General features: G+C 67.7%; 21 protein-coding genes. 12 read left to right on the top strand and 9 right to left on the bottom strand.

Annotated elements, in window-relative coordinates; all coding sequences use genetic code 11:
* Window positions 1-107: 107 nt before the first annotated feature.
* The 6 genes from ASC92_RS18795 to ASC92_RS18770 all read left to right on the top strand — a co-directional run bounded on the left by ASC92_RS18795 (window position 108) and on the right by ASC92_RS18770 (window position 7,681).
* Window positions 108-902: a LuxR C-terminal-related transcriptional regulator gene (locus ASC92_RS18795; RefSeq protein ID WP_056518533.1), complete on the top strand. Its 795-nt coding sequence runs from the start codon at window positions 108-110 to the stop codon at window positions 900-902.
* Window positions 903-910: 8 nt separating this feature from the next.
* Entirely contained in the window at window positions 911-1,885 is a 975-nt protein-coding gene (locus ASC92_RS18790) for a sensor histidine kinase (RefSeq protein ID WP_056518532.1), read from the top strand.
* A gap of 80 nt (window positions 1,886-1,965) precedes the next feature.
* Window positions 1,966-4,341, top strand: a complete 2,376-nt coding sequence (locus ASC92_RS18785) for a Tex family protein (RefSeq protein ID WP_056518531.1) — start codon at window positions 1,966-1,968, stop codon at window positions 4,339-4,341.
* A gap of 17 nt (window positions 4,342-4,358) precedes the next feature.
* The gene (locus tag ASC92_RS18780; RefSeq protein WP_056518530.1) at window positions 4,359-5,492 is read left to right on the top strand and encodes a hypothetical protein; all 1,134 of its coding nucleotides are present in this window, start codon (window positions 4,359-4,361) and stop codon (window positions 5,490-5,492) included.
* Between the two features lie 4 nt (window positions 5,493-5,496).
* Window positions 5,497-6,579, top strand: coding sequence for a hypothetical protein (locus ASC92_RS18775; RefSeq protein WP_056518529.1), 1,083 nt, complete (start codon window positions 5,497-5,499; stop codon window positions 6,577-6,579).
* Window positions 6,580-6,700: 121 nt separating this feature from the next.
* Window positions 6,701-7,681, top strand: a complete 981-nt coding sequence (locus ASC92_RS18770; protein ID WP_056518528.1) for a tripartite tricarboxylate transporter substrate binding protein — start codon at window positions 6,701-6,703, stop codon at window positions 7,679-7,681.
* A 17-nt stretch (window positions 7,682-7,698) separates the two neighbouring features.
* Here the strand turns inward: ASC92_RS18770 and ASC92_RS18765 are convergent, their stop codons facing one another.
* From ASC92_RS18765 to ASC92_RS18735, 7 genes are all read right to left on the bottom strand, one after another.
* Window positions 7,699-8,085, bottom strand: a complete 387-nt coding sequence (locus ASC92_RS18765; RefSeq protein ID WP_056518527.1) for a DUF4150 domain-containing protein — start codon at window positions 8,083-8,085, stop codon at window positions 7,699-7,701.
* A 24-nt stretch (window positions 8,086-8,109) separates the two neighbouring features.
* A complete protein-coding gene (locus ASC92_RS18760; RefSeq protein ID WP_235505889.1) occupies window positions 8,110-8,850 on the bottom strand; it encodes a DUF3540 domain-containing protein in 741 nt (246 codons plus the stop codon).
* 2 nt (window positions 8,851-8,852) lie between these two features.
* On the bottom strand, window positions 8,853-9,971 hold the full coding sequence (locus ASC92_RS18755; RefSeq protein WP_056518525.1) for a pentapeptide repeat-containing protein: 1,119 nt from the start codon (window positions 9,969-9,971) through the stop codon (window positions 8,853-8,855).
* Entirely contained in the window at window positions 9,968-12,613 is a 2,646-nt protein-coding gene (locus ASC92_RS18750; protein ID WP_056518524.1) for a DUF2169 domain-containing protein, read from the bottom strand. The genes ASC92_RS18755 and ASC92_RS18750 overlap by 4 nt, the downstream gene beginning before the upstream one ends.
* Window positions 12,614-12,637: 24 nt before the next feature.
* Window positions 12,638-13,075 carry a hypothetical protein gene (locus ASC92_RS18745; protein ID WP_056519131.1) on the bottom strand — a complete coding sequence of 146 codons (438 nt, stop codon included), beginning with the start codon at window positions 13,073-13,075 and terminating at the stop codon, window positions 12,638-12,640.
* 8 nt (window positions 13,076-13,083) lie between these two features.
* Window positions 13,084-15,426: a type VI secretion system Vgr family protein gene (locus tag ASC92_RS18740; protein ID WP_056518523.1), complete on the bottom strand. Its 2,343-nt coding sequence runs from the start codon at window positions 15,424-15,426 to the stop codon at window positions 13,084-13,086.
* A gap of 379 nt (window positions 15,427-15,805) precedes the next feature.
* Window positions 15,806-16,942, bottom strand: a complete 1,137-nt coding sequence (locus ASC92_RS18735; RefSeq protein WP_056518522.1) for an iron-containing alcohol dehydrogenase — start codon at window positions 16,940-16,942, stop codon at window positions 15,806-15,808.
* A 134-nt stretch (window positions 16,943-17,076) separates the two neighbouring features.
* Between ASC92_RS18735 and ASC92_RS18730 the strand changes: the two genes are divergently transcribed.
* Together ASC92_RS18730 and ASC92_RS18725 are read left to right on the top strand one after the other, a co-directional pair.
* Window positions 17,077-17,991, top strand: a complete 915-nt coding sequence (locus ASC92_RS18730) for an alpha/beta hydrolase (protein ID WP_235505915.1) — start codon at window positions 17,077-17,079, stop codon at window positions 17,989-17,991.
* Entirely contained in the window at window positions 17,988-18,875 is an 888-nt protein-coding gene (locus ASC92_RS18725; RefSeq protein WP_056518520.1) for a YbgC/FadM family acyl-CoA thioesterase, read from the top strand. The genes ASC92_RS18730 and ASC92_RS18725 overlap by 4 nt, the downstream gene beginning before the upstream one ends.
* On the opposite strand, the gene ASC92_RS18720 is transcribed toward ASC92_RS18725, so the two are convergent.
* Together ASC92_RS18720 and ASC92_RS18715 are read right to left on the bottom strand one after the other, a co-directional pair.
* On the bottom strand, window positions 18,869-19,777 hold the full coding sequence (locus tag ASC92_RS18720) for a hypothetical protein (RefSeq protein WP_056518519.1): 909 nt from the start codon (window positions 19,775-19,777) through the stop codon (window positions 18,869-18,871). The two genes, ASC92_RS18725 and ASC92_RS18720, sit on opposite strands and share 7 nt — an antisense overlap.
* A gap of 147 nt (window positions 19,778-19,924) precedes the next feature.
* Window positions 19,925-20,851 (bottom strand): YgfZ/GcvT domain-containing protein, encoded by a 927-nt coding sequence (locus tag ASC92_RS18715; protein ID WP_056518518.1) that lies wholly within the window; start codon window positions 20,849-20,851, stop codon window positions 19,925-19,927.
* 114 nt (window positions 20,852-20,965) lie between these two features.
* On the opposite strand from ASC92_RS18715, the gene mltG reads away from it, so the two are divergent.
* From mltG to ASC92_RS18695, 4 genes are read left to right on the top strand one after another with little or no spacing between them, the layout of a single operon-like run.
* A complete protein-coding gene (mltG, locus tag ASC92_RS18710) occupies window positions 20,966-21,991 on the top strand; it encodes an endolytic transglycosylase MltG (RefSeq protein WP_056518517.1) in 1,026 nt (341 codons plus the stop codon).
* On the top strand, window positions 21,988-22,641 hold the full coding sequence (tmk, locus tag ASC92_RS18705) for a dTMP kinase (protein WP_056518516.1): 654 nt from the start codon (window positions 21,988-21,990) through the stop codon (window positions 22,639-22,641). Before mltG ends, tmk begins: the two co-directional genes overlap by 4 nt.
* Window positions 22,641-23,654, top strand: a complete 1,014-nt coding sequence (locus ASC92_RS18700) for a DNA polymerase (RefSeq protein ID WP_056518515.1) — start codon at window positions 22,641-22,643, stop codon at window positions 23,652-23,654. Before tmk ends, ASC92_RS18700 begins: the two co-directional genes overlap by 1 nt.
* Entirely contained in the window at window positions 23,651-24,031 is a 381-nt protein-coding gene (locus ASC92_RS18695; RefSeq protein ID WP_056518514.1) for a PilZ domain-containing protein, read from the top strand. Before ASC92_RS18700 ends, ASC92_RS18695 begins: the two co-directional genes overlap by 4 nt.
* Window positions 24,032-24,096: the final 65 nt, after the last annotated feature.

The raw sequence follows: 24,096 nt of genomic DNA, 5'->3' as shown, positions 1-24,096 counted from the left end.
CAAGATGCAACCAAAGTAATCAAAAAAACCGAAACCCGAAATCTGAGTAGAAATGGATTAACTTTTCGACACGAACAAAGTGCATTAATTGTCACAAAGGGGCTGGAATGGAAAGCGATCTCGACATTTCATTGACGGATACAGGGAACGGGGCTAGGCAATATGCCAACTCCGGTCAGTTTGGCGGGCTGCTCGCGCCGTCCGCCGACACGCTCCCATGGCCCGATTTCCTTACAGGGCAGCACACCAAACCGGTGCGCGTCCTGCTGGTGGATGACGACCCCTTCGTGCGTCGCGTCATCGCCCAGGAATTGCTGGGCGACCTGCGCATCCAGCTCGAGGGGCAGGCCGGCACACTGCGTGAAGGACGACGATTGCTGATGCAGCATGAATTCGACGTGCTGATGGTCGACATCCGCCTGGGCGACGGGAGTGGATTCGAACTCATCGAAGAGGCCAAGCGGCATCGCAGTGCGGCGGAGATCATCGTCATCTCGGCACTCGAGGATGAACCCCAGGTGCTGCACGCCTTCGAGCTCGGCGCCTCCGGCTACCTGGTCAAGAACGCGTGGTTCCAGAGCTATGCCCAGGCCGTGCTGCAGGTGGTGAATGGCGGGGCCGCCATCACCCCTCGGCTGGCGCGGCGGCTGCTCGTGCACCTCGATCACAAGCGTTCCAACGTGAACCCCGTGCGCCCACCGGAAAGCAAGGCGACGTTATCCACGCGCGAGCGCGAAGTGTTACGACTTGTAGCGACGGGCTACGTAACCGAAGAGATCGCGCTGCAGCTCACCATCAGCGCCCAGACGGTGAATGCGCATGTGAAAAACATCTACCGCAAGCTGCACGCTCATACCCGCGCGCAGGCCGTGAGCTTTGCCTCCCACCGGGGGCTCCTGTAGGCCATGCCATGCTCGCGCCGCAGGTCCTTCACCTCCCGCACTTTCTGGAAGACCAGTTCGTGTGGCTGTCGATCGGCTCGTGGGGCGTGCTGTTGATGTGGCTGCGCTTGCGCATTTCGCGCAGGCGGTTGCTGATGTGGGCTGGCATGGCGGGGGCGCTGCACCTGACACCGGTGACCGCGCAGGTGATCCGGGCCGCATCGGCCGCCAACTTGCTGGGGAACGACATGCCATTCACATTTTGGGCAATGCAGGCGCTGAACCTGGGGGTGCTTGCCACGGTCGTGAGCATCTGGCTCGTTTCCCGGCACCACGCGGAAAGCCACGGGCCCTCGCAGGAGGTGATGACCGAGCGGCGGCGCATCGCCCACGACCTGCACGACGGGGTCGGCTCGCGGCTGGTGGCGTTGCTCGCCAGCCAGGACCCCCGGGCCACCGGGCCCGGCAGCCTGTCGATGGCCCTGCAGACCTGCCTGCTCGAACTCCAGATGACGGTGGACGACCTCGATGACCAGACCTCCGCCACCGTCGTGGAGCGGCTGGCCCATCTGCGCTACCGGCTGCAGCCTGCGTTCGACCGTCTCGGCATCGCGCTGGTATGGAACATCGCCACCGAGACGCAAACCCGCTCGGTGCCGCCCGAGACCGCGATGCAGATCTGCCGGGTGGCGCAGGAAGCGCTGTCCAATGCGCTGCGGCACGCGCGTGCGAGCCGCGTCGAACTGCGCTTGGGCGTCCAGGCCCACACGCTGGGGCTGGTGCTGGAGGTGCACGACGACGGCCGCGGCCTGGGAGCTTCTCGCAGCACCTCTTCCGGCTCCATGGGCAAGGGCCTGCGCAGCATGCGCTCGCGGGCCGACGCCATTGGCGGCGAACTGACGCTGGCGAACATCGTGCCCCGCGGTCTGTGTGTGCAACTGGTGGTTCCGAGCCGGGCACAGGCGCCGGCCGGCACCCGACCCGAAGCGGAAAGCATGCTGTAACACGCCCGCCGGGCGGCCCCGGCCGGGTACCGTGCGCGCCTATGGCAAACTCCCGCGCTTTGCCAGGGACGCGCTCAAGCATGCAGAAAATCATTCGCCAGCTCGCCGCCGAAATCAAGGTTGGCGAGAACCAGGTGAAGGCCGCCGTCGAACTGCTCGACGGGGGCGCCACGGTTCCATTCATCGCCCGCTACCGCAAGGAGGTCACGGATGGCCTCGACGACGTGCAGCTGCGAGAGCTGGAAGCTCGCCTTTCCTACCTGCGCGAACTCGAAGACCGCCGCGGCGCCGTGCTCAAGGCCATCGACGAGCAGGGCAAGCTGACCCCCGAACTGCGCGCCGCGATCGAATTTGCGCCCACCAAGCAGGAACTCGAAGACCTGTATCTGCCGTTCAAGCAGAAGCGCCGCACCAAGGGCCAGATCGCCCGCGAATTCGGCATCGAGCCGCTGGCCGACAAGCTGCTGGCCGACCCCATGCTGGACCCCGCCGTCGAAGCCAAGGCCTTCCTGCAGCCCGCCACCACGCTCGACGACGGCAAGCCGGGCCCCGATTTCTCCACCGTGCCGCTCGTGCTCGACGGCGTGCGCGACATTCTTTCCGAGCGCTGGGCCGAAGACGCTGCTCTGGTCCAGGGCCTGCGCGAATGGCTCTGGAGCGAAGGCCTGCTCAAGTCCAGCCTGATGGCCGGCAAGGACGAGAACAACGCCGACGTCGCCAAGTTCCGCGACTACTTCGAGTACGACGAGCCCATCGGCCGCGTGCCATCGCACCGCGCGCTGGCCGTGTTCCGCGGCCGCGCGCTCGACATCCTCGATGCAAAGCTGGTGCTGCCGGTCGAGCCCGAACCGGGCAAGCCGAGCATCGCCGAAGGCCGCATCGCGCTGCACCTGGGCTGGAGCCATGCGGGCCGCCCGTCGGACGACCTGCTGCGCAAGTGCGTGGCCTGGACCTGGCGCGTGAAGCTGGCGCTGTCGACCGAGCGCGACCTGTTCACCCGCCTGCGCGAAGACGCGGAGAAGGTGGCCATCAAGGTGTTTGCCGACAACCTGCGCGACCTGCTGCTGGCTGCGCCGGCCGGACCGCGTGTCGTGATGGGCCTGGACCCTGGCATCCGCACCGGCGTGAAGGTGGCCGTGGTCGATTCCACCGGCAAGCTGGTCGAGACCGCCACCGTGTTCCCGCACGAGCCGCGCAAGGACTGGGAAGGCTCGCTGCACACGCTGGGCAAGCTGTGCGCCAAGCACGGCGTGAACCTGATCGCCATCGGCAATGGCACCGCCAGCCGCGAGACCGACAAGCTGGCCGCCGACCTCATCAAGCTGCTGGCCAAGATGGCCGAACAGGCCGGCGCGCCGGAAATCAAGGTCGAGAAGGTCGTGGTGAGCGAGGCGGGCGCTTCGGTGTACTCCGCCAGTGAATTCGCCTCGCAGGAAATGCCCGATGTCGACGTGAGCCTGCGCGGCGCGGCCTCCATCGCGCGACGTTTGCAAGACCCGCTGGCCGAACTCGTGAAGATCGATCCCAAGAGCATCGGCGTGGGCCAGTACCAGCACGACGTGAACCAGAGCGAACTCGCACGCACGCTGCAGGCCGTGGTCGAAGACTGCGTGAACTCGGTGGGCGTTGACCTGAATACCGCGAGCGTGCCGCTGCTGTCGCGCGTGTCGGGCCTATCGGCCAGCGTGGCCAAGGCCGTGGTGCGCTGGCGCGAAGCCAACGGCGCGTTCGCCACCCGCAAGCAGTTGCTCGACGTGACCGGCTTCGGCCCCAAGGCCTTCGAGCAGAGCGCGGGCTTCCTGCGCATCCGCGGCGGTACCGACCCGCTGGACATCACCGGCGTGCACCCCGAAACCTATCCGCTGGTCGAGCAGATCATCGTGAAAACCGGCAAGCCGATTGCCGAGCTCATGGGCCGCGCCGACATGCTCAAGACGCTCAAGCCCGAGCTGTTCGCCAACGAGAAGTTCGGCGTCATCACGGTCAAGGACATTCTGGGCGAACTCGAGAAGCCGGGCCGCGACCCGCGCCCCGACTTCAAGGTGGCGCGTTTCAATGACGGCGTAGACGACATTTCCGACCTTACCGAGGGCATGATCCTCGAGGGCACCGTGAGCAACGTGGCCCAGTTCGGCGCCTTCGTCGACCTCGGCGTGCACCAGGACGGCCTGGTCCACGTGAGCCAGCTGAGCCACAAGTTCGTCAACGACGCGCGCGAAGTCGTCAAGACCGGCGACATCGTCAAAGTCAAGGTGATGGAAGTGGACGTGGCGCGCAAGCGCATCGGGCTGTCGATGAAGCTCGATGCAGCGCCCGCGCGCCGCGACGGTCCGCGCGACAACCGTTTCGAAGGGGCAGGGCGCGGCCAGCAACAGCAAGGCCGGCGCGACAACTCGCCGCCGCCGGCGGGGCAGATGGCCAGCGCGTTTGCCAAGCTGCAGGGGTTGCGGAAGTAGGCGCCGGCGCAGCGGCAATGTCGAAGAAAACCCGCTCCAACAAGGCCACCCGCAACAAGTCGCAGTTCGCCCCCGGTTGGGCCGATGTGTCGCAGGTCTTTGCGGACCGGGTAGACGTCTATCCGCTGCACGTGGAATGGATGTGGTGGCTGTGGTGCCGCCTCACGGCGTTGTCGGGCAGGCTCGACCGGCATCTGCAGCGCCCGAGCGCTCTGGAGCTCTTCGCCGTCGAGGGGGAGATTGCCGCCGTTGCGTTTGGCGACGAGGATGTGGTGCGCAGCGACACGAACGGGGAGGTCGCCATGATCGAGGTGCTGAGTGCGCTGGAGACCCAGGTCTCCAGCGATTCGTACCGCCGCATCCACGTGCGACCAGCGTCTCGGAACTATGCGCGCGCCGTTCCGTTGACCTTGACGCTGGCGGGCGGGCAGGTCGTTCATTTCTGCGACATCGAAGAGGGTGTCGGCTCAACGCCGGGAATGCGCCGTGATGCGTATTTCCAGGCGCTTGTCGGGCGCAAGGTACGCGCCGCAGGCTACATGTCCGAAGGCGTATTCACCGCGATGGCGCTGCGCGCGAACGCGGCGTCCGAACCTGCAAGGGACACCACCAAGTACCTCTGGCTCGGCACCAAGGCGCCCGCCATCGCGCCACACACCGCGGCTGAAGCGATGGAGCAGAGAACCATCGGCTTCGGGCAACTGTGCTGCGGGCTGACGTGGATCTATTCGGTGAGCGCCATGATGTTTTTTTTCGGCGTCCTGATCGCGGGGCGCGGCGACGAGATTACCCGGGACGTGCTGCGTGTCACCGCGCTGATGCTGCCGCTGCTGTTCGTCGTGCCCGTCGTCGGGCGCCTGGCATGGCCCGTGCTGACGCTGTTGAAGCGCACCCTGACGCGCGGCGACAAGGGCCCCGGACCTTTGCCGCCGCTGCCGGTGCTGATGCGGACCAGCCGCATCGGCCGTGGCGCGATGAACCGCCTGCGCAGCTACGATCGGGGCTGCATGACCGAGTGGCTGGCCCGCACGCTCCAGTGGCCGGCCGCGCCACAGGGCGTTCGCCATCACGAATGGAGCCTGATGGACGACTACATCTGGCCCTGGGTCGCGCTCGTGCTCACGGTCTTGTTATGGTCGATCGCGTGGTGAATCCATGAGCAACAACAAAGCCCTGCGCATCTACGCCGGCCCCGCGGCCCGCAAGCACATCGAACGGCACGGCCTGCGCCCGCAGGACGTGCGCACCATCCCCGGCGCGGCCGGCGGTCCCAAGGGGCTGATCCTCGGGCCGCTCGACCGCTTCATCTTCGGGCGCTGGCTCACGCAGTCGAGCCAGCAGGTGCATCTGGTGGGCGCCTCCATCGGCGCATGGCGACTCTCGACGGCCTGCCTGGCCGACCCTGACGCCGCTTTCGAACGCTTCGAGCACGACTACGTGCACCAGCAGTTCGAGGTGCCGCCCGGGCAGAAGCGGCTGAGCCCGCGCCAGCTCAGCGAGCAGTTCGCGCAGAGCCTTGACGATTTCTACGGCGGGCGCATCGGCGAAGTGCTGGACCACCCGCGCTACCGCCTGCACGTGGTGACTTCGCGCGGTCGCCACATCCTCGGGCGCGAGGGCAGGGCGCGCACCCCTGTCGGCTATCTGGGCGCCTTCGCGACCAACAGCCTGCACCGCAAGAGCCTGGGTGCATGGCTGGAGCGCTGCGTGTTCTCTACGCCCGGCGCGGCCTTGCCCTTCGGCACGCGTGACTTCCGCACGCGCCAGCACGCGCTGAGCGAGGCCAACTTCAACATGGTGCTGCAGGCCTCGTGCTCCATTCCGTTCCTGCTCGCGGCGGTGCACGACATTCCGGGTGCGCCGCGCGGCGCCTATTGGGACGGCGGCATCACCGACTACCACCTGCACCTCGACTACCAGCCGGCCGACGATGGCATCGTGCTGTACCCGCACTTCCAGCAGGCGGTGGTGCCGGGGTGGCTCGACAAGGGCTTGCGCTGGCGCCACAAAGCCAGCGGCTTCCTCGACCGCATGGTGTTGCTCGCGCCCGACCCCGAATGGGTGAAGTCGCTGCCCAACGGCAAGCTGCCCGACCGCAAGGACTTCATCCACTTCGCCAATGACGCGCAGGCGCGCATCGCGGCTTGGGGACGGGCCACGCGCGAGGCCCAGCGGCTGTCGGACGAGTTCGAAAGTTGGCTTGCCAAGGGGCACGCGCCCGACATCCTTGCGCTTTGATCTTTGAATGAGCGCGTGAGCGGTCAGCGCGTTTGCCGCCGGGCAAACCCTGACCGGTGCGGCAGGGAGGCGCTTCGAGAATGGTCCGATCCATCCAGAAGCAACCAAGGGACTCTCCACCATGCCCCACGCCACGCTGTCACGCCGCAAGTTCACGCTCGCCACTGCCGCCGCAAGCCTCGCCTTGCCGTCGTTCGCGCAGGGCACATGGCCCACCAAGCCGATTCGCATCATCGTGCCCTATACGCCCGGCGGATTCACCGACCAGATGGCGCGGCTGGTGCAGATCGGCCTGCAGACGAAGCTCGGCCAGCCGGTGCTGGTCGACAACAAGCCGGGCGCCAACAGCCTGATCGGCGTCGACGCCATCGCCAAGGCCGCGCCCGACGGCAGCACCTTCGGCGTCGTCATCGCCGCTTATGCGGCCAACACCACGCTGTACCCCAAGCTTCCGTACGACCCGCGCAAGGACCTCACCGGCGTGTCGCTGATGGGCGTGTCGCCGCTGCTGGCCGCGGTGAATATCGATGCGCCGTTCAAGACCGCGCGCCAGCTCATCGACTATGCGCGCGCCAACCCGGGCAAGGTGAGCTTCGGCTCCTCGGGCAACGGCTCGGCTGCGCACCTCACCACCGAGCTGTGGAAGTCGCTCACGCAGACCTACATGATCCACATCCCGTACCGGGGCGCGGTGCCGGCGCTGACCGACCTGATGGGCGGGCAGATCCAGCTTTTCTTCGATGCACCCACGGGCCTCATCAACCAGGCCAAGGCAGGCAAGGTGCGGCTGATCGGCGTGGCGGGCGACAAGCGCCTGGCGGCGGCTCCCGAGGTGCCGACCTTCATCGAGCAGGGCTTCGCGGGCTTCACCGGCAGCACCTGGGCCGGCATGGTGGCGCCAGCGGCCACGCCGCGCGACATCGTCAAGCGCATGTCGGAGGAACTGGCCCGCATCATCAGGAGCGACGAGACGCGTGCCAAGCTGGATGCGATGGGCACCATTCCGGCGGGCAGCACGCCGGAGGAGTTCGACGCCTTCATCACCGCCGAGACGGCGAAGTGGGGCAAGGTGATCCGTACGGCGGGGGTGAAGGCAGAGTAGGCCCGGAGGCCCGGGCCTCAAGCCGCCAGCACCAGCACCTTGCACTGGCTCGGCACGATCCGCATCCCGACGATGTTGCTGCGGTTCTGTACCGACAGGCTCGTCATGCGCGTGCAGGGCGAGCCCTTCAGCAGCACGGTGAACGCGCCCGTGATGTGCCGTGAAGGACCCATCACGGTCTGCGACACCACGCCCATCATCACGCCCGCGTTGTCGCCGTTGGTGATCGGTGTGGTCGTGGCAAGGTTGTGCGCCGGCGTGCCGCCGTAGAGGATGTTCCAGGCATTGGGAATGGCAGTCGGTCCCAGCGCGAAGTTGGGGTAAGGAATGGGCACGGCCGGCGGTGTCTTGCAGACATCGGGAAAGGCGAGGTCCATGCCCATCATCTGGGAGTTGGCAAACATGGCGGGAGGCTCCTTTTTCGGGCATCAGCCCATGTGGATCTGTTCGGCGTCGAGCTTGACCAGCTCCTTGCTGGTGACGAGCGTGTTCTTCGCATGCAGGCGCAGGGTGCTCGACGACTGGATATCGATCTGGCCAGCGCGCACCTGTTCGACTTCCTCGGTCAGGCGGAAGCTCGACCGGGTGAGCAGGTGAAGGCGGTCGAGCACCACCTCGCACGCGCGGCCCACGAAGCGCGAGACCAGCACGCTGAAGCGCACCTCGGCGCCCTGGTAGTCGAGCTCCGAGACCTTGCACAGGCCGCGCCCGGCCGTGAGGTTCCATTCGGGTGCGCGGGTGGCGACAGCGGTGTCCGACTGCAGGTCGAGTGCGCCGGCGCTGCGCACCGCAATGCTGCCGTGCTTCGACGCCAGGGTCAGGTCACCGTTCACCGCGAGCACCGCGTGGCCTTGGTCGGCCTGTGCGACGACGGCGATCAGGTAGAGCTCGTCTTCGTCAGGGCCGGCGACCATGACGGTGTCGCCCGGCGCGGGCACCAGCAGGCAGCTGGCGGCGCGGCGGCAGGGGCGCGACCGGGTCTCTCCGGCCGGAACCACGTCGTGGTTGTCGTCCGAATGGCTGGCCACCACCTTCGCCATGCAAATGCCCGGGGGCGGCGCGGCGGCCTGCCGCCTGACGGGCGGCGCCTTGTGCAGCAGGGGGGCGAGTTCGCTTTCGCCGTGGACGTCTGCAGGGGGGGCGGTGGAATAAGAGGTTCGTGCGTTCATCGTCATGCGATGTCCTTTGCGTCGATGGGGAGGCGGCCCTCGGCATCGCGGTCGAGGCGGATGGCGCGGGCCGGGCGCTGGCGGGCGATGCGCTCGGCCTCGTACAGGTGGGGGTCGTTGTCGAGCACACCGATGCGGTCGCTCCAGCGCGAACCGGCCAGCTCGGCCCGGTGCAGCTGGGTGCGCTCGAAGCGGGCCTTCTCGAAGTTCGCGCCGCGCAGGTCCGCGCAGGAGAAATCGGCGTAGACGAGCCGGCTGCGCTCGAAGCTCGCGTTCTCGCAGCGGGCGCGGTGGAAGACGCCTTGTTCCAGGCTCGCGCCGGAGAAGTCGGCTCCCGCGAGCCAGGCGTCGACCCAGAGCGACTGGTCGAGCGCCGCGCCACGGAAATCGGCGCCGCGCAGGTCTGCCTCGATGAACAAAGTTTGCGGCGCTTGCACGCGGGCCATGCGCGCGCCGTCGAGCCTGGCGCCCTTGAAGTTGCATTGCGCGAGCTGAGCGTCCTCGAACACGCAGCCGGACATGTGCGCGTCCGTGAACTGGCACATAGCGAAGGCCTGCCCCGCGAACGACTGGCCCCGCAGGTCGGCCTCGGAAAACACGGCGTTGTGGAAGCGTGCGGCCTGGAACGCGACCTCGCGCAGGTCGCTGCGGAAGAACACTGCGCTCGTGAGCGAGGCATCGCGCAGGTCCGCGTTGCCCATGCGGCTGTCGTTGAAGATCGCCTTGGTGAGTGTGGCGCGCTCGAAGCTGGCGCCGTGCAGCTCGCAGCCGTAGAAGACCGTTTCGGCCAGCTGTGCGTCGGCGCAGCGCGCATCGCGCAGGTCGGACTCGGCCACGACGGTGCGCGGCCAATGGCTGGCGGTCGCATCCACCCCGCGCAGGCTGCAGCGCAGGAGCGACACGCCATCCAGCCGCCCCGACGCCAGCGTCGCATCATCGAAGGTGCAGCGCTCGAACACCGAGTCGTCCAGCCGGCTGCCGGCGAGCGAGGCCTGCGTGAAGCGGCATTCGCTGAACATGCCACCCGAAAGATCGAGGCCATCGAGCGGCATGCCGGTGAAATCCTCTCCTTCCATGCGCTTGCCGTTGCGGATGTGAAGCACCAGCTCCTGCGGGCTCATCGGATCGGCGTCGCGCGCAAGGCCGGCACGGTCTTGGTCTGCTCGATGTAGGCGCCCTGGGTGGCGGTGGTGCCGTCGATGCGGATCTGCGACATGTCGGCGCGAAACAGGTTGGCCACGCACAGGTCCGCGGAAGGCAGCAGGGCCTTGTTGAAGTTGGCGGTCATCAGGTTGGCGCCCCGCAGCGACGCCCGGCTCAGGTTGGCGCGAATGAAGAGGCTGTCGGGCGCCTGCACTTCGGCGAGGTCGGCGCCGCTCAGGTTGCAGGAAGAAAAGTCGCAGGTGTCGAGAGTGGCGCGGGCCAGCCGCGCATCTTCCATGCCCATCGCGCGCAGGCTGCACTGCACCAGCGTGGCCGCCTCGAAGCTGGCGCCCCGCAGGCTGGTGCTGCCAGCAAAGCAGGTGGTGCGCAGCAGGGCCGCCGCGAACACCATGCCCTCGTCGCACGGCGTGTGGGTCCACGCGCAGGCTTCGAGCGTGGCGCCGGTGAAGTCGAGCCGCGCCACGCGGCACGACAGGAAGGCGGCCTTGTAGAGGCGGGCGCGCCGAAAGCTGCAGTCTTCGACGGTCACGTCGGAAAGGAAGCCGGCGTAGGCAATGTCCGCGTTGTCGAAATTGCAGCCGCGCAGCCGCGAATCGATCAGGTGCAGATGGTGCAGGCGCGCGCCCTCGAAGCTGCAGCCCGCAAGCGTCACCTTGTCCAGCTTCGCGCCTTCGAGATCGGCGCGCGAGAAGTCGGCCTGTTCACAGGCGATGCCTCCGAGGTTCGTGTCGCGCAGCACCGCGCCATGAAACCGGGCGCCCGAGAGTTGCGCGCGCACCAGCACGGCCTGGCTGAAATCGGCGCTGTCGCATCGCACGCCGCGCAGGTCGGCGCTTTCCAGCAGTGCGCGGCGAAAGCATGCGCCGCGCAGGTCCAGGCCTGAGAGGTCGGCCCCGGTGAGGTCCATGTCGGTGAAATCGCGACTGCCTGCGAGCACCGCCGCCACCTGGGCACGCAGTGCCGCAAGACGCTCGGCGGGCAGGGGATCGACGGGGGCCTGGTGCTGGGCGGTGCCGCGGTACAGCGCGAGCAGGCCGCGCTCGCCCGCCTCTGTCATTTTTCGCATCGATTCCACCTGGTCCGGTGGCATGGGCTCGGTGCCCGTGGCCGCCGCGATGTCCGAGAAGCCGCGCAGCACCGACGCGCCGTCCACGCGCGGCGGGCCCTTGATCTCGGTACGGTCATGCTCGCGCACCAGCTTGCCGGTGTCGAAGCCGACCTTCCTCGACTCGCTGGCGTTGGCGTCGGCTTCACGCTGGAGGCGTTCGCGCTCGACGGCGCCTTGTGCGCGCTGCGCGCGGGCGTAGGCATCTGCCTGCTCGACGAACGCGGGCAGCTCGTGCAAGGTAGGCATGCGCTGGAAGGGCGCGGGAAGAGCGCGCTCCCTGAAACGGCGCGCCTTGTGCCCGGCGTCGAGCGCCATCTGCTTGAGTTCGTCGCGGGCTTGCCGGCCGCGTTCGCGCATGTTGCGCACCAGCGCGGATTCGGTGGTTTCGGGCTGTTCGAGCCATGGACCGATGGCCTCCGGCGGCACCAGTTCATCGTCCCGGAACATGTAGAGCGCGCCCTTTCCCGGGTCGCAGCGCTGGCGCAGCACGGTCTCGTAGTGCGCGAGGCCGCGTGGTGCGTCGATCGTTTCAAGCGCGGGCATCACGTGGGTAACGTCGCTGGCATCGTCCTCCTCGATGAGGGTCTCGCCGTGGAAGACCAGCGCCACGCGCTCCAGGTGCGGGAAGAACCACGCGGTGGTCAGCCGCTGCGCGATGTTCTCGATTTGCCCCGGCGACCGGCGCCGCGCGATGAAGGCGAGGGCGCGCCAGCTGGGCAGTCGGCCTCGCTGGATCGGCACGCCGGGGTGCATGTTCCACACCGCATAGGGGGTGCCCGGAGCGATCTCCACGGCGCCGGCCAGGCGCTGGTCGGGCGGCGCGGCATTGAAGAGCTGCCAGTCCATGTCCTCGGCAAAACCCGGAAACAGGTGGGCGCGCCAGTGCTCGTCGTACTGCCTGCCGATCAGGCGCATGCGCCGGGGCCAGGCGATGTCGAGCGGGCCAAAGCCGGCAGGTTCGGGCTGGTCGCCGGGCCGGTGCACGCGGTGCGAGGGGTCTTCGATGTTGGGCAGGCGCTGCACCTCGCGGCCGGCGATCTGTTCGAGGCCGTGGCCGTGGCCGCGGCCCAGCGGGTTGTCCGCGAAGGCGGGGCCGCCATAGGCGCGCGTCCAATCCACGCGCATGGCCTCGAAGGGCTGCGGCTGCGTGGCGCGGCCGCCGATCCAGAAGCGGTCGCCAAAGACGGCCAGGTCCTTGGAGAGGCCGCCGAGTTGCAGCCGCGCGGCGCACATCGTCTTTTCCGCCTGGTGCGCGGTGTAGGCGAAACCGGTGGCAAGCACCTCGGCGCGGATCTTCGGCAGGCCCAGGTCGATGGCGGTGGCCGGACCGAGTTCGTCGGACAGCGCTTTCCAGAACTCGGGTTCGGGCGTCAGCACGGGCTGCTCGCCCATCGACGCCATGCACAGCGTTGTCACGGCCATGCGCTGCTCGCCGCCGCGCAGGAACGGCCGCGTGGTGACGCTCAGCCGCAACGGCTTGACGGTCTTCATCGGCGGCGCACCCGCGACATCCGCTCAGGACACACGCGGGATCTCCAGCGGCGTGCGCTCGCGGTCGATCGCGACCGAGGCGGCGTTTCGCGGGTCGTAGCGCAGATGAACGATCTTCAGCGGTTCCTGGAACCGGGGCACCAGCGCGTCTTCGACGAATGTGCGGATCGACGCCGTGTGCAGCGTGCCGGCGGTGTCGGCGTAGTCCACCTCGAGCACCACGGCGCACACGGTCTGCCCGCGCGAGCCGCCGCGGGTCATGTTTCCCGGGTGCATGCGCAGGCTGCGAAGCACGCCGTCGACCGGCTGGCCCGTTTGCGCGAGCGACAACCACAGCTTCTGTTCAGCGGAATACAGCCGGCTCTCGCGGCGCATGTAGCCCACCGCGCCGATCGAGAACACGACGACGGCCGTCATGACGACGGCGAAGACAACCCAGAGAAGCGTTTCCCAGACAGGCATCGTGTCCTTCACATGACGATGTGCATGGCCTGCGCATAGGTTGCGAGGCCGTCTGTCAGGAAGCGCAGCGCGGCGCTGCCGACCTGTATGGCTTCCTTGGTGATGTCGATGCCCTTGTTCGCGATCTTGAAGGTGAGGAAGTCCACCTTGAGCACGGCGTACTGCGAATTGATGCCGTAGAACTGTTGCCGCACGCCCCAGAAGTCCAGCGAGGCGCCCACGGCACCGAAGCGAAAGCCCACGCCGCCCGAACGCGCCAGCCGCCAGTCGCTGCTCTTGGCGTAGTTGTTGGTATAGCTGACGGAGTTGTTGGTGTAGTTGTTCGTCAGGTTGTTGTAGGTGTTCGACGTCGTTTTGTAGACGTTGGTGTTGATGACGTGCTGCGTCGTGTTGTGGATGTGGTTCGTCGTGTTGAAAGTCACGTCCGGCGAGGTGTGCACCGTGGGGCCGGTGACGGTGGTGGTCGAGGGGCCGTTGACCTGCACCGTGTTCGAGGTGTCGATGGTGTCCTGGCGGCCCGCGCTCACGAAGCGGATCTCCTGTCCGTCGATGGTGCCGTTGAAGCCGCCGGTGATCGCCAGCTTGACACCGCCCGTGATGGTGTCGTTCAGCCCGCCGCCGATCGAACGCGTCTTGCCGCCGGAGATGGTCTGCGTCACGCCGCCGGTCACTGTTTCGGTGACGCCCCCGGTCACGCTGCGGGTGTCGCCACCGCTGATGGTTTCCTTGGCGCCTGCGGTGATGTCACGCGTCTCGCCGCTCTGGTAGGTGGCCGACTCGTGGCCCTTGACGAGGGTGGTGCGGGTGCCGCCGGTGGTGTGTGTCTCGTCGGCTTCCACCTCCACGTCGAGGTTGCGCTCGGCGTGCAGCAGGATCTGCTCGGCGCCCGAGCGGTCCTCGAAGCGCAGTATGTTGGCCTGGTTGGCCGCACCGCCCGCGCTGGAGCGCGTGAGGATGCCGCTGGCGGTGGCGTTGGCGGGCAGCTCCCATGGCGGCATCTGGTCGCTGTTGTAGACGCGGCCGGTGATGATGGGGCGGTCGGGCTCGCCACCGATGAAATCGACGATCACTTCCTGGCCCACGCGCGGCATGTGCATGGTGCCGTAGTTGGCGCCGGCCCAGTTGCTCGACACCCGCACCCAGCACGAGCTGTTCTCGTCCGACTGACCGTAGCGGTCCCAGCGGAACTGCAGCTTCACGCGGCCGAAGCGGTCGGTCCAGATCTCCTCGGGACCGACCACGGTAGCAGTCTGCGGGCCATTGGTGCGCGGGCGCGGCGTGGTGCGTGCAGGGCGGTAGGTCACGGAGGAGGGCAGCACGGTGAAATCGAACTCGCACACCGATTCGCTGCTGCCGCCCGTGGAGTACTCGGGCTCCTGCAGGTTGTAGCGGGTTTCGGTGACGAGGTATTCGCGATTGTCCGATTCGCGCGGGCAGTGCGTCATCTCGAACAGGTAGCCCGGCGCCATGCCGACGACGTTGGTGTGGCCCGAAGCCAGCTCGTGCGCGCACTGCAGCTCCTGCAGGCGGACCTTGGCGTAGGCATCGCCCTGCTGGTGCTCGCTGTAGCCGCCCAGCCATTCGTAGACCTCGTAGGTCGAATGCTCATGGGCTTTCGGGTCTTGCTGAACGCTCTGCAGCGAGGCGCGCGACTTCTTGAAGTCGAAATCGTCGAGCATCACGCGGCCCGAGGTGATCTGCTCGGCCACGCGCCACTGGTCGATGCAGGGTTCCATCGCATTGAGCACGCGGTCGCGCGGCCGGTAGGCGATGCTGGCGTGGCTGGGCAGCGGCTTGTAGCTGCCGGTGTCGTCGGCCAGCACCAGCAGGTGCGAGCCATTGCCGTGCTCGAAGTGATAGGCGATGCCCTCGTGCTCCATGAGGCGGCTCACGAAGGCGAAGTCGCTTTCCTGGTACTGCACGCAGTACTCCATGGCGGGGTAGCTGCCCGTGAGGCGCTTGTTGAACTGGAAGCCGTACTTGCCCAGCACTTCGTCGAGCACCTCGGGCACGCTCTTGTTCTGGAAGATGCGGCAATCGGTGGTGCGAGTGAGGTACCACAGCCACGGCTGCACCAGCGCACGGTAGATGTAGTGGCGGCCGGTTTCGTTGGCGCGGCCTACAAGCTCGAAGCGCACCACCGTGCCATTGAGAAAGCGCGGCGCGCCTTCGTCGGCCAGCTCCAGCGTGAGCGAGGTGCCGAGCAACTGCTTCAGGTCGAGGCTGAAGCTGGTGCTGACCATGTCCACCTCGAACTCGAAGAGTTGCGAGAGGCCCTCCCGTCCCCGCATGGCGCGGAACTTGAGCTGCTCGGCGTTGAGTACGGTGTGAACCTGGACGGTACGTGGCATTCGGAATTTCCCTGGCCCTTGGGGCTTCTGCGGTTGCGAAGCCTTCGAATGCCAGTCTAGAAATTCCTTATGTCATATACATGACGCGAGGGGGTGGGGTGGTTCGGAGGCGCTCGGGGCGTGTGCTCAGGCCACCGGGTACTTCCCTCCGCGAATGTCCCCCGCTTCGCTCCTCCTTTATTTCGCTGCGGGAAGCACCCGATGCCCTGCGCACTTGGGCACGCTGCTGGTGTGCGGCCGATCAACCAGTGCTCTGAAAACGATCACGTCGATGGGGTGCCTTGCGCAGCGAAATAAAGGAGGAGCGAAGCGGGGGACATTCGCGGAGCAAGGCACCCCGTCGGCGTGATCGCCCCTGAACAGAGCGCAGGCAGTGCTCCTACATCGAGGCTTCGAGCATGGCCCTGTAGTCGTCCCGCGAAGCGAGCCGCGGATTGGTCTTGTGGCAGTGGTCGGCCATGGCGCCGTCGATGATCTGCTCGAACATCGCGGGCGTCACGCCGACTTCGGCCAGGCCCTTTGGCAGTCCGAGGCGCGCGTTCATGTCACGGATGGCGTCGCCGAGATCGCCGGCCGAATCGAGGTGCATGGCCTGCGCCATGCGCTGAAGACGCTGCTCCTTCTGCACCGATTCGGCACCCGAGTTGAAGTGGATCACGGCGGGCAGGAAGAGGGCGTTGAGCGTGCCATGGTGCAGGCGCGGATCGACGCCGCCCAGGCTGTGGCTCAGCGAATGCACGCAGCCCAGGCCCTTCTGAAAAGCCATCGCGCCCTGCATCGATGCGCTCATGAGATTCAGGCGCGCCTCGCGGTCACTGCCGTCTTTCGTGGCGCGTTCGATGTGGCCCCAGGCACGTTCGAGCCCGTCGAGGCCGATGCCATCGGCCGGCGGGTTGAAGGCGGCCGACATGAAGGTCTCCATGCAATGCGCGATGGCGTCCATGCCGGTGGCCGCGGTGAGCCTGGGCGGCAGGCCGAGCGTGAGCTCGGGATCGCAGATGGCGGCCTTGGGCATCAGGAACCAGCTGTGGAAGCCGAGCTTGCGATGGTCGTCGACGATGACGATGGCGCCGCGCGCCACTTCGCTGCCCGTGCCGCTGGTGGTGGGTACCGCAATCAGCGGCACCGCGCGCTCGGTGATCTTGAGCGAGCCACCTTCGATGGTGGCGTAGGTCTTGAGCGGGCCTTCGTGCGTGGCCGCGATGGCGACGCCCTTGGCGCAGTCGATGGCGGAGCCACCGCCCACGGCGATCAGGCCGTCGCAGCGGCCGCTGCGGTAGAGCTCGACGGCCGCGCGCACGGCGGCTTCGGTGGGGTTGGAGGGCGTCTGGTCGAACACCGAGACCTCGAGGTCGGAAATGGCATCGAGCGCCTTCTGCAGCACGCCGGCCGCGCGCACGCCGGCGTCGGTCACGATCAGCGGGCGGTTGATGCCGATGCGCGCGCATTCGCTGGACAACAGCTTGATCGCGCCGAATTCGAACTGGATCTGGGTGAGGTATTGGATGAGTGCCATGAATGTGGATATGCCTCGGGGCAGTACGATTGCCGACCAGCCCAATCTAACAAGAGCGATCAGTCTTGCACACGAAAGAAACCCTTGCCGTTGTCGCGCCCGGAACACCGCCGGCCACGCGGCTCACCCCGAAGATGGCCAGCGTGGTGGAGCGCATGGCCCGCGCTGGCCACCCCCCACTCGACCGACTCACGCCCGAGGAGGCCAAGGCCTCCTACGAGAAGGGCGCGGGCGTGCTCGAAGTGCCCAAGCCTGAACTGGCGCGGGTCGAAGACTTCGGCATCGAGGCACGCGACGGGCATGCGATTGCGGCGCGGCTGTATGCACCTTCGGCGGCGGCACTGCCTGTGCTGATCTATTTTCACGGCGGCGGCTTCACGGTCGGCAACATCCGCACGCACGACACGCTATGCCGCGTGCTGAGCCTCAAGAGCGGCTGCGCCGTGGTGTCGGTGGACTACCGGCTTGCGCCCGCGCACAAGTTTCCGACGGCATCGAACGATGCGTGGGATGCCTTTCAGTTCATCGCGAAAGAGGGCGCCAGCCTGGGCCTCGACCCGCGCCGCCTTGCGGTGGGCGGAGACAGCGCCGGCGGCACGCTCGCAGCGGTCTGCGCGATCATGGCGCGCGACGCAGGCCTGCCGCTCGCGCTGCAGATGCTGATCTATCCCGGCACCACCGCGCACCAGGACACGGCCTCGCACCTGCGCCACGTCAACGGTCCGCTGCTGACCAAGGCGATGATCGATTTCTTCTTCGCGCAGTACGTCCGCACGCCGGCCGACCGCGACGACTGGCGCTTTGCGCCGCTGCAGGCCGACGACGTCGACGGCGTGGCGCCGGCCTGGATCGGCCTGGCCGAATGCGATCCGGTGGTCGACGAAGGCATCGCCTATGCCGACAAGCTGCGCGCCGCGGGCGTGCCGGTCGACCTGGAGATCTACCGCGGCGTGATCCACGAATTCATCAAGATGGGGCGAGCGATTCCCGAGGCGCTGCAGGCGCAGGACGATGCCGCCCGTGCACTCAAGGAAGCACTGGAACCATGAGCGAAACCGCCACCCAACGCAAAAACTTCCGCTTCTTCCACCGCCTGCGCGTGCGCTGGGCCGAAGTTGACATGCAGAAGATCGTCTTCAACGCGCACTACCTGATGTACTTCGACACCGCCATCTCGGACTACTGGCGCGCCTTGGCGCTGCCGTACGAAGAGGCGATGCATGCGCTGGGCGGCGACCTCTACGTGCGCAAGGCCACCATCGACTTTCGCGCCTCGGCGCGCATGGACGACATGCTGGACATGGGCGTGCGCTGCGCGCGCATCGGCAATTCGTCGATGGTGTTCGAGGGCGGGCTGTTCCGGCAGGACCAGTTCCTGGTCGGCTGCGAGCTGGTCTACGTGTTCGCCGACCCGGCGACGCAGACCTCGAAGCCGGTGCCGGCGGTTCTGCGCGAAGTGCTGACCGGCTACGAGGCTGGCGAGACGATGAGTACCGTCGAGACGGGCGACTGGGCCACGCTGGGCGAAGGCGCGAGCGTCCTGCGGCGCGCGGTGTTCATCGAGGAGCAGAACATTCCCGAAGCGATGGAATGGGACGCGCAGGACGCCGTGGTGCTGCACGCAGTGGCACGCAACCGCATCGGGCAGGTCATCGCCACGGGGCGGCTGCTGCCGGCGGAGAACGGCATCTCGCACATCGGCCGCATGGCGGTGCACCGCAACCTGCGCAGCGGCGGGCACGGCGCGGCGGTGATGCAGGTGCTCGAACAAGCCGCCAGGGCGCGCGGCGACCGCGTGGTGGCGCTGAATGCGCAGCGCAGCGCCGAGCGCTTCTATGCGCGCCTGGGCTATGTGCCGTACGGCGACGGCTTCGAGGAGGCCGGCATCCCGCACATCGAGATGCGCCGGTCTCTTCTTCCTTCTTCTCAATAGCGCGCGAGCGGGTCCGGCACGTAGCCCGAGTCCGAGCCCGGGAACGGCGACGGACCGGCCGGACGCGGCCAGCGCGGCGCGGGCGGCAGCGGGATCACGCCTGCGGCGACGAGGTTCTCGCGGCTGTCGTAGCGGATGCGGACCACCTCGTCGGGCGACGACTGCGCGCGCTCGTAGGTGGTCTTGCCGACGTACGAGGTTTCGCGGCGGCCGTGGGCGGTGCCCAGGCTCGGGCTGGGCGCGGGCTGGCGCAGGCTGCCCGCAGGGGATTCCGCTGCCGCGGAGGCACCGTCGGCCGAACGCGCCTTCGCACGCGAATCGCCCAGGGAAGACGAGTCGCTTCGGCGCTCGCGCTCGCCGTGTTCGTCGCGATACGGAAAAGGCGTGACCGGCGGCGGGAGCGGCTCGGGCATGCGCTCGCGGAACATCGCGACGCCGATCACGCCCACGTCGTCCGGTCGGCCCGTGCGGCTCGCATAGGAGTTGCCGGCGGCGGCGAACTCGAAGGCCGCGATCTGCGAATCGCTCTTGCGCCAGCCGGTGATGTCGCTGCGCTCGCGGCCGCTGAACACATAGCCGTTCTGCCCGACGTCGGCCGTTTCGCCGGTGACGACGTTGACGCCGTCCACCGACATCACGGCCATGATGCGTTCGCCCATCGCATTGCGCGCCCGGATGGCATAGCGCGCACCGGGGCGGCCGGCCACCCAGTATTCGCCGCGGTGGCGGTAGATCGGCAGTTCGGCGCCAGTGCCGCGATCGACCACGCTGATCTGCATCAGCGAGCCGATGCGGCTGGACGGCGTGGGCGGGGCGTATGGCCGCTCCGGGCTCTGCGCACAGGCCGAGAACGAGGCCATGGCGCTCAGGGCCAGGGCGGTGGAAAAAAGTCTGCGCTTCATGGTGTCTTCCTTGCCAGGAGTTGATCGGTGCAGGCTTCTACGGCGCTGCATTGGTGGCAGGGTTAAGCGACACGCAAAAAAAAGGCGCTACCTGTTCGATAGCGCCGAACGCCCCTTTTTTTCAAGGGCGTTTGGGGGATGGGAGGCTCAGATGTCTTCGAGCAGGGGGTAGGGCAGCGGATCGACCGTGAGCGCCGGGCCGTCGGCTGCACCCACGCGCAGGCCACCGGCCTCGAGCGCGGCGATCTGCATCGAGACCAGCGCGGACCAGCCGCCGTCGGGTGCCGGCGCGGCCTGCGCCACGATGCCCACGGGCTGCTCGGCATCGGCGGCCGCGAACACCTCCTGTCCGGCGGAGACGGGCGCATCGGCCTGCACGAGGTAGGTGCGCCGCTTCAGCGTGCCGCGGAACTGGCTGCGCGCGACCACTTCCTGGCCGGGGTAGCAGCCTTTCTTGAAGTTCACACCGCCGACCGATTCGTAGTTGATCATCTGCGGTACGAAGGCGTCGACGATCGGCGTGGTCAGCGTCACGATGCCGCTGCGCACCTCGCTCCATTGCCACAGGTCGTTTTCGATCGTCGGGCCCGCGGGTGCGGCGTGACCAGCCGGCGCGATCCACAACGCGCGCGGCACGCCGTCGGCGGGATACAGCGACACGGCGCTGATGTCGTCGCCGACGGCCGTGCGCTTGCCGGGCGAGGCAGTAGCGTCGAGGCCGTTGCCCGTCAGGGCGGTGCCAGCCAGGCCGTACAGCGCGAACTGCTCGGTGGCGTCGGTCAACTTGGCCTTGGCGCGCAGCACGAACATCGACAGGCGCTTGAGCGTCGCGGCCAGGATGTCGCGGCTGCACACCAGCAGGATCAGCTCGGGTTGCGGCTTGATGCCGATGAAACTCGCGATCACACGGCCCTTAGCGGTGCACAGCGCAGCCAGCCGGGCGTCGGAGGCGCCGAGCAGTGAAAAGTCCTGGGTGAGCTGGCCGTGCAGGAAGCTGGCGGCGTCGGGGCCCTCGGCACGGATCACACCGAGGTGGGAGAGGGCGGTCACGCCATTGAGAACGACTGTGGTCATCGCTGAATTATCATGGCCGGGCCTGTTCCTTCGGGGCGGCGGGGGCTCCTTCCCTGCAGCCTGCGAATCCACCGGTTTTCTCCGGCTTTTTTCCGTCTTCCCCACATCGGATCCGTGCGCAGCTTCTTCCTTACGCTTTTCCTGCTTGCCGCCCTGATCGCGCTCGCGCTTGGCGGCGCCGGTCTCTGGTGGGTGCACCAGCCGCTCAAGCTGCCGGCCCCCAGCGTCGACCTGTCAGTCGAGCCCGGCACCACGCCGCGCGGCATCGCACAAGCCGTGGCCGACACGGGCGTCGACGTGCAGCCGCAGCTGCTCTACCTGTGGTTCCGCATCTCGGGACAAGACCGCCAGATGCGCGCCGGCAGCTATGAGCTGGAACGCGGCGTCTCGCCCAAGCTGCTGCTCAACATCCTGGTGCGCGGCGAGGAAGCCACGCGCAGCCTGGTGCTGGTCGAGGGCTGGAACATCCGCCAGGTGCGCGCCGCGCTCGCCAAGGCCGACCAGCTCAAGCCAGACAGCGTGGGCCTGACCGACGAGGCTCTGATGGCCAAGCTGGGCAAGCCGGGCCTGCACCCGGAAGGGCGCTTCTTTCCGGACACATACACCTACTCCAAAGGCTCGACCGACATCGCCCTGATGCAGCGCGCGATGCGGGCCATGGACAAGAAGCTCGAAGCCGCCTGGGCAGCCCGCGCCTCCGATCTGCCGCTGAAATCGGCCGATGAGGCGCTTATTTTGGCCAGCATTGTCGAAAAGGAGACAGGCAAGGCCAAGGACCGCTCGGAAATCGCGGCTGTCTTCACCAATCGCCTGCGCATCGGCATGCCGCTGCAGACCGACCCGACGGTGATCTACGGCATGGGCACCGCCTTCGAAGGCAACCTGCGCAAGAAGGACCTGCTGACCGATACGCCCTGGAACACGTACACGCGCGGAGGGCTGCCGCCAACGCCGATTTCCATGCCCGGCAAGGCAGCGCTGCTGGCGGCGGTGCAGCCGGCGCAGAGCAAGTCGCTGTACTTCGTCTCGCGCGGCGACGGCACAAGCCAGTTCAGCAGCTCGCTCGACGACCACAACCGCGCGGTCAATCGCTATCAGCGCGGCGGCAGCAGCGATTCCAAACCGAAGGCGACCCAATGAGTGACAACGGCCTGTTTCTGACGCTCGAAGGCATCGACGGGGCGGGCAAGTCGAGCCACCTCGATGCGCTGGAGGCGCTGTTCAGGGCGCGGGGCCGCGAGGTCGTGCGCACGCGCGAGCCCGGCGGCACGCCGCTGGCCGAGACGCTGCGCGGGCTGATCCTCGAGCAGCCGATGGACCCGCTCACCGAATCGCTGCTGGTGTTCGCGGCACGGCGCGACCATATCGTGCAGGTCATCGAGCCGGCGCTGGCGCGTGGCAACGTGGTGCTGTGCGACCGGTTCACCGACGCGACCTTTGCCTACCAGGGCGCGGGGCGGGGCTTCGATGAAGCCGTGCTGTCTACGCTCGAACGGTGGGTGCAGGCAGAGGCGGGCAGGGCGGCGCTGCTTCAGCCGCACATCACGCTGTGGTTCGACTTGGCGCCCGGGATCGCGGCGCAGCGATTGGCCGGCGCCCGCGTGCCCGACAAGTTCGAAGCCCAGCCCGTCGACTTCTTCAGCCGCGTCGCCCAAGGCTATGCGGCCCGCGCGGCCGCTGATGCGAAGCGCTTCGTGCGCATCGATGCCAGCCAGTCCCGCGACCAGGTCTGGCAGCAGGTCGAAACGGCATTGGTGGCGCGTGGCGTGCCGAACGGCGGAACTGCTTGATGAGCGTGCCGGCCCTGTCCCCCTGGCTGCGCCAGCCGCTCACCGAGTTGCTGCGCCAGCGCGGCCATGCCTGGCTGCTGCAAGGCCCCTCCGGCATCGGCCAGTACGAGCTGGCGCTGGCGCTCGCGTCCGCATGGCTGTGTGAGCAGCCGACGCAGGAGGGCACAGCCTGCGGCCACTGCGCAAGCTGCCACGCCATCGAGGTTCGCACCCATGCCGACCTGTGCGTGCTGATGCCCGAAGTCGCCATGCAGGAACTGAACTGGCCGCTCGATGAGAAGGCGCAGGCGGACATCGATGACAAGAAACGCAAGGCCAGCCGCGAGATTCGCGTCGAGGCGATGCGCGATGCGGTCGGTTTCGCGCAGCGAACCAGCGCGCGCGGCCGTGGCAAGGTGGTGCTGGTGTATCCGGCCGAGCGCATGAACACCATCACCGCGAATGCGCTGCTGAAGACGCTCGAGGAGCCCGTCGGCGACGTGCGCTTCGTGCTCGCCAGCGAGGCTGCGTGGCAGCTGCTGCCGACCATCCGCAGCCGCTGCCTGGGCTTCACGCTGCCGTGGCCGGAAACTGCCGAGGCCGAAGCCTGGCTGGCCGCGCAGGACGTGCCCGCCGCCGATGCGGCCGCGTTGCTGCGCGCTGCCGGCGGCCGGCCGAGCGACGCCTTGCGGCTTGCGCGCTCGGGTCAGTCGCCCAAGGCCTGGTCCTTGCTTCCCAAGGCCATGACGCGTGGCGACGTAGGTGCGCTGGCCGATCACGCGCCGGCGCAGGCTGTTGGTGCGCTGCAGAAGCTTTGCCACGACCTGATGGCTGTCGGCAATGGTGCCGCGCCCAGGTTCTTCGATGCCGCCGACCTGCCCGCCGCGCCGTCGCGGCTGGCGCTGGCGCGCTGGTCGAAGTCGCTGGCAAGTGCCGCGAGAACCGCGGAACACCCGTTCAATGCGGGCCTCATGCTGGAAGCGCTTGTGAGCGAAGCGCGAACCACCCTAAACTCTGCCGCTCGTCGCCCATGAACCAACCTGTCGCCCCCGCCGTTCCCAACGCCACGCCCGCCCGGCCGAGCGTCATTCAACTCGCCATCAAGGAGAAGGGCGCGTTGTACGCGGCTTACATCCCGTTGTTCGCGGAGGGCGGCATCTTCATTCCGACCACGCGCGAATACCGGCTCGGCGACGACGTCTACGTGCTGCTGACGCTGCCCGAAGACCCGCAGCGCTATCCGGTGGCCGGCAAGGTTGCCTGGATCACGCCATCGCGTGCGGCTGGCAACCGGGCGCCCGGCGTGGGCATCCGGTTCCCGTCCGACGAAAAATCGCGCCAGCTCAAGGCACGCATCGAGGCCGCTCTGGGCGGTTCGATGGCGTCGGACCGTCCCACGCAAACCATCTGAGTTTTCCGCCGTCCCCGTGACGCGGAACTCCGTCAACGGCGCCACCTCCCACCAGGGAGTGCGCC

The sequence above is a fragment of the Variovorax sp. Root411 genome, from assembly GCF_001425205.1.
In the GTDB taxonomy this organism is placed as follows: Bacteria; Pseudomonadota; Gammaproteobacteria; order Burkholderiales; family Burkholderiaceae_C; genus Variovorax.
The sequence above is the reverse complement of the archived record's forward strand: the minus strand, read 5'-3'. Positions and strand labels throughout refer to the sequence as shown.

Coding starts and splice junctions, on each gene's coding strand:
- ASC92_RS18790 (WP_056518532.1), top strand. CDS start 911: ATGCTCGCGCCGCAGGTCCTTCACCTCCCGCACTTTCTGGAAGACCAG.
- ASC92_RS18700 (WP_056518515.1), top strand. CDS start 22,641: ATGAGCGTGCCGGCCCTGTCCCCCTGGCTGCGCCAGCCGCTCACCGAG.
- ASC92_RS18695 (WP_056518514.1), top strand. CDS start 23,651: ATGAACCAACCTGTCGCCCCCGCCGTTCCCAACGCCACGCCCGCCCGG.
- ASC92_RS18770 (WP_056518528.1), top strand. CDS start 6,701: ATGCCCCACGCCACGCTGTCACGCCGCAAGTTCACGCTCGCCACTGCC.
- ASC92_RS18745 (WP_056519131.1), bottom strand. CDS start 13,075: ATGCCTGTCTGGGAAACGCTTCTCTGGGTTGTCTTCGCCGTCGTCATG.
- ASC92_RS18760 (WP_235505889.1), bottom strand. CDS start 8,850: ATGAACGCACGAACCTCTTATTCCACCGCCCCCCCTGCAGACGTCCAC.
- ASC92_RS18775 (WP_056518529.1), top strand. CDS start 5,497: ATGAGCAACAACAAAGCCCTGCGCATCTACGCCGGCCCCGCGGCCCGC.
- ASC92_RS18755 (WP_056518525.1), bottom strand. CDS start 9,971: ATGAGCCCGCAGGAGCTGGTGCTTCACATCCGCAACGGCAAGCGCATG.
- ASC92_RS18765 (WP_056518527.1), bottom strand. CDS start 8,085: ATGTTTGCCAACTCCCAGATGATGGGCATGGACCTCGCCTTTCCCGAT.
- tmk (WP_056518516.1), top strand. CDS start 21,988: ATGAGTGACAACGGCCTGTTTCTGACGCTCGAAGGCATCGACGGGGCG.
- ASC92_RS18750 (WP_056518524.1), bottom strand. CDS start 12,613: ATGAAGACCGTCAAGCCGTTGCGGCTGAGCGTCACCACGCGGCCGTTC.
- ASC92_RS18730 (WP_235505915.1), top strand. CDS start 17,077: ATGGCCAGCGTGGTGGAGCGCATGGCCCGCGCTGGCCACCCCCCACTC.
- ASC92_RS18780 (WP_056518530.1), top strand. CDS start 4,359: ATGTCGAAGAAAACCCGCTCCAACAAGGCCACCCGCAACAAGTCGCAG.
- ASC92_RS18720 (WP_056518519.1), bottom strand. CDS start 19,777: ATGAAGCGCAGACTTTTTTCCACCGCCCTGGCCCTGAGCGCCATGGCC.
- ASC92_RS18725 (WP_056518520.1), top strand. CDS start 17,988: ATGAGCGAAACCGCCACCCAACGCAAAAACTTCCGCTTCTTCCACCGC.
- ASC92_RS18795 (WP_056518533.1), top strand. CDS start 108: ATGGAAAGCGATCTCGACATTTCATTGACGGATACAGGGAACGGGGCT.
- ASC92_RS18740 (WP_056518523.1), bottom strand. CDS start 15,426: ATGCCACGTACCGTCCAGGTTCACACCGTACTCAACGCCGAGCAGCTC.
- ASC92_RS18735 (WP_056518522.1), bottom strand. CDS start 16,942: ATGGCACTCATCCAATACCTCACCCAGATCCAGTTCGAATTCGGCGCG.
- ASC92_RS18785 (WP_056518531.1), top strand. CDS start 1,966: ATGCAGAAAATCATTCGCCAGCTCGCCGCCGAAATCAAGGTTGGCGAG.
- ASC92_RS18715 (WP_056518518.1), bottom strand. CDS start 20,851: ATGACCACAGTCGTTCTCAATGGCGTGACCGCCCTCTCCCACCTCGGT.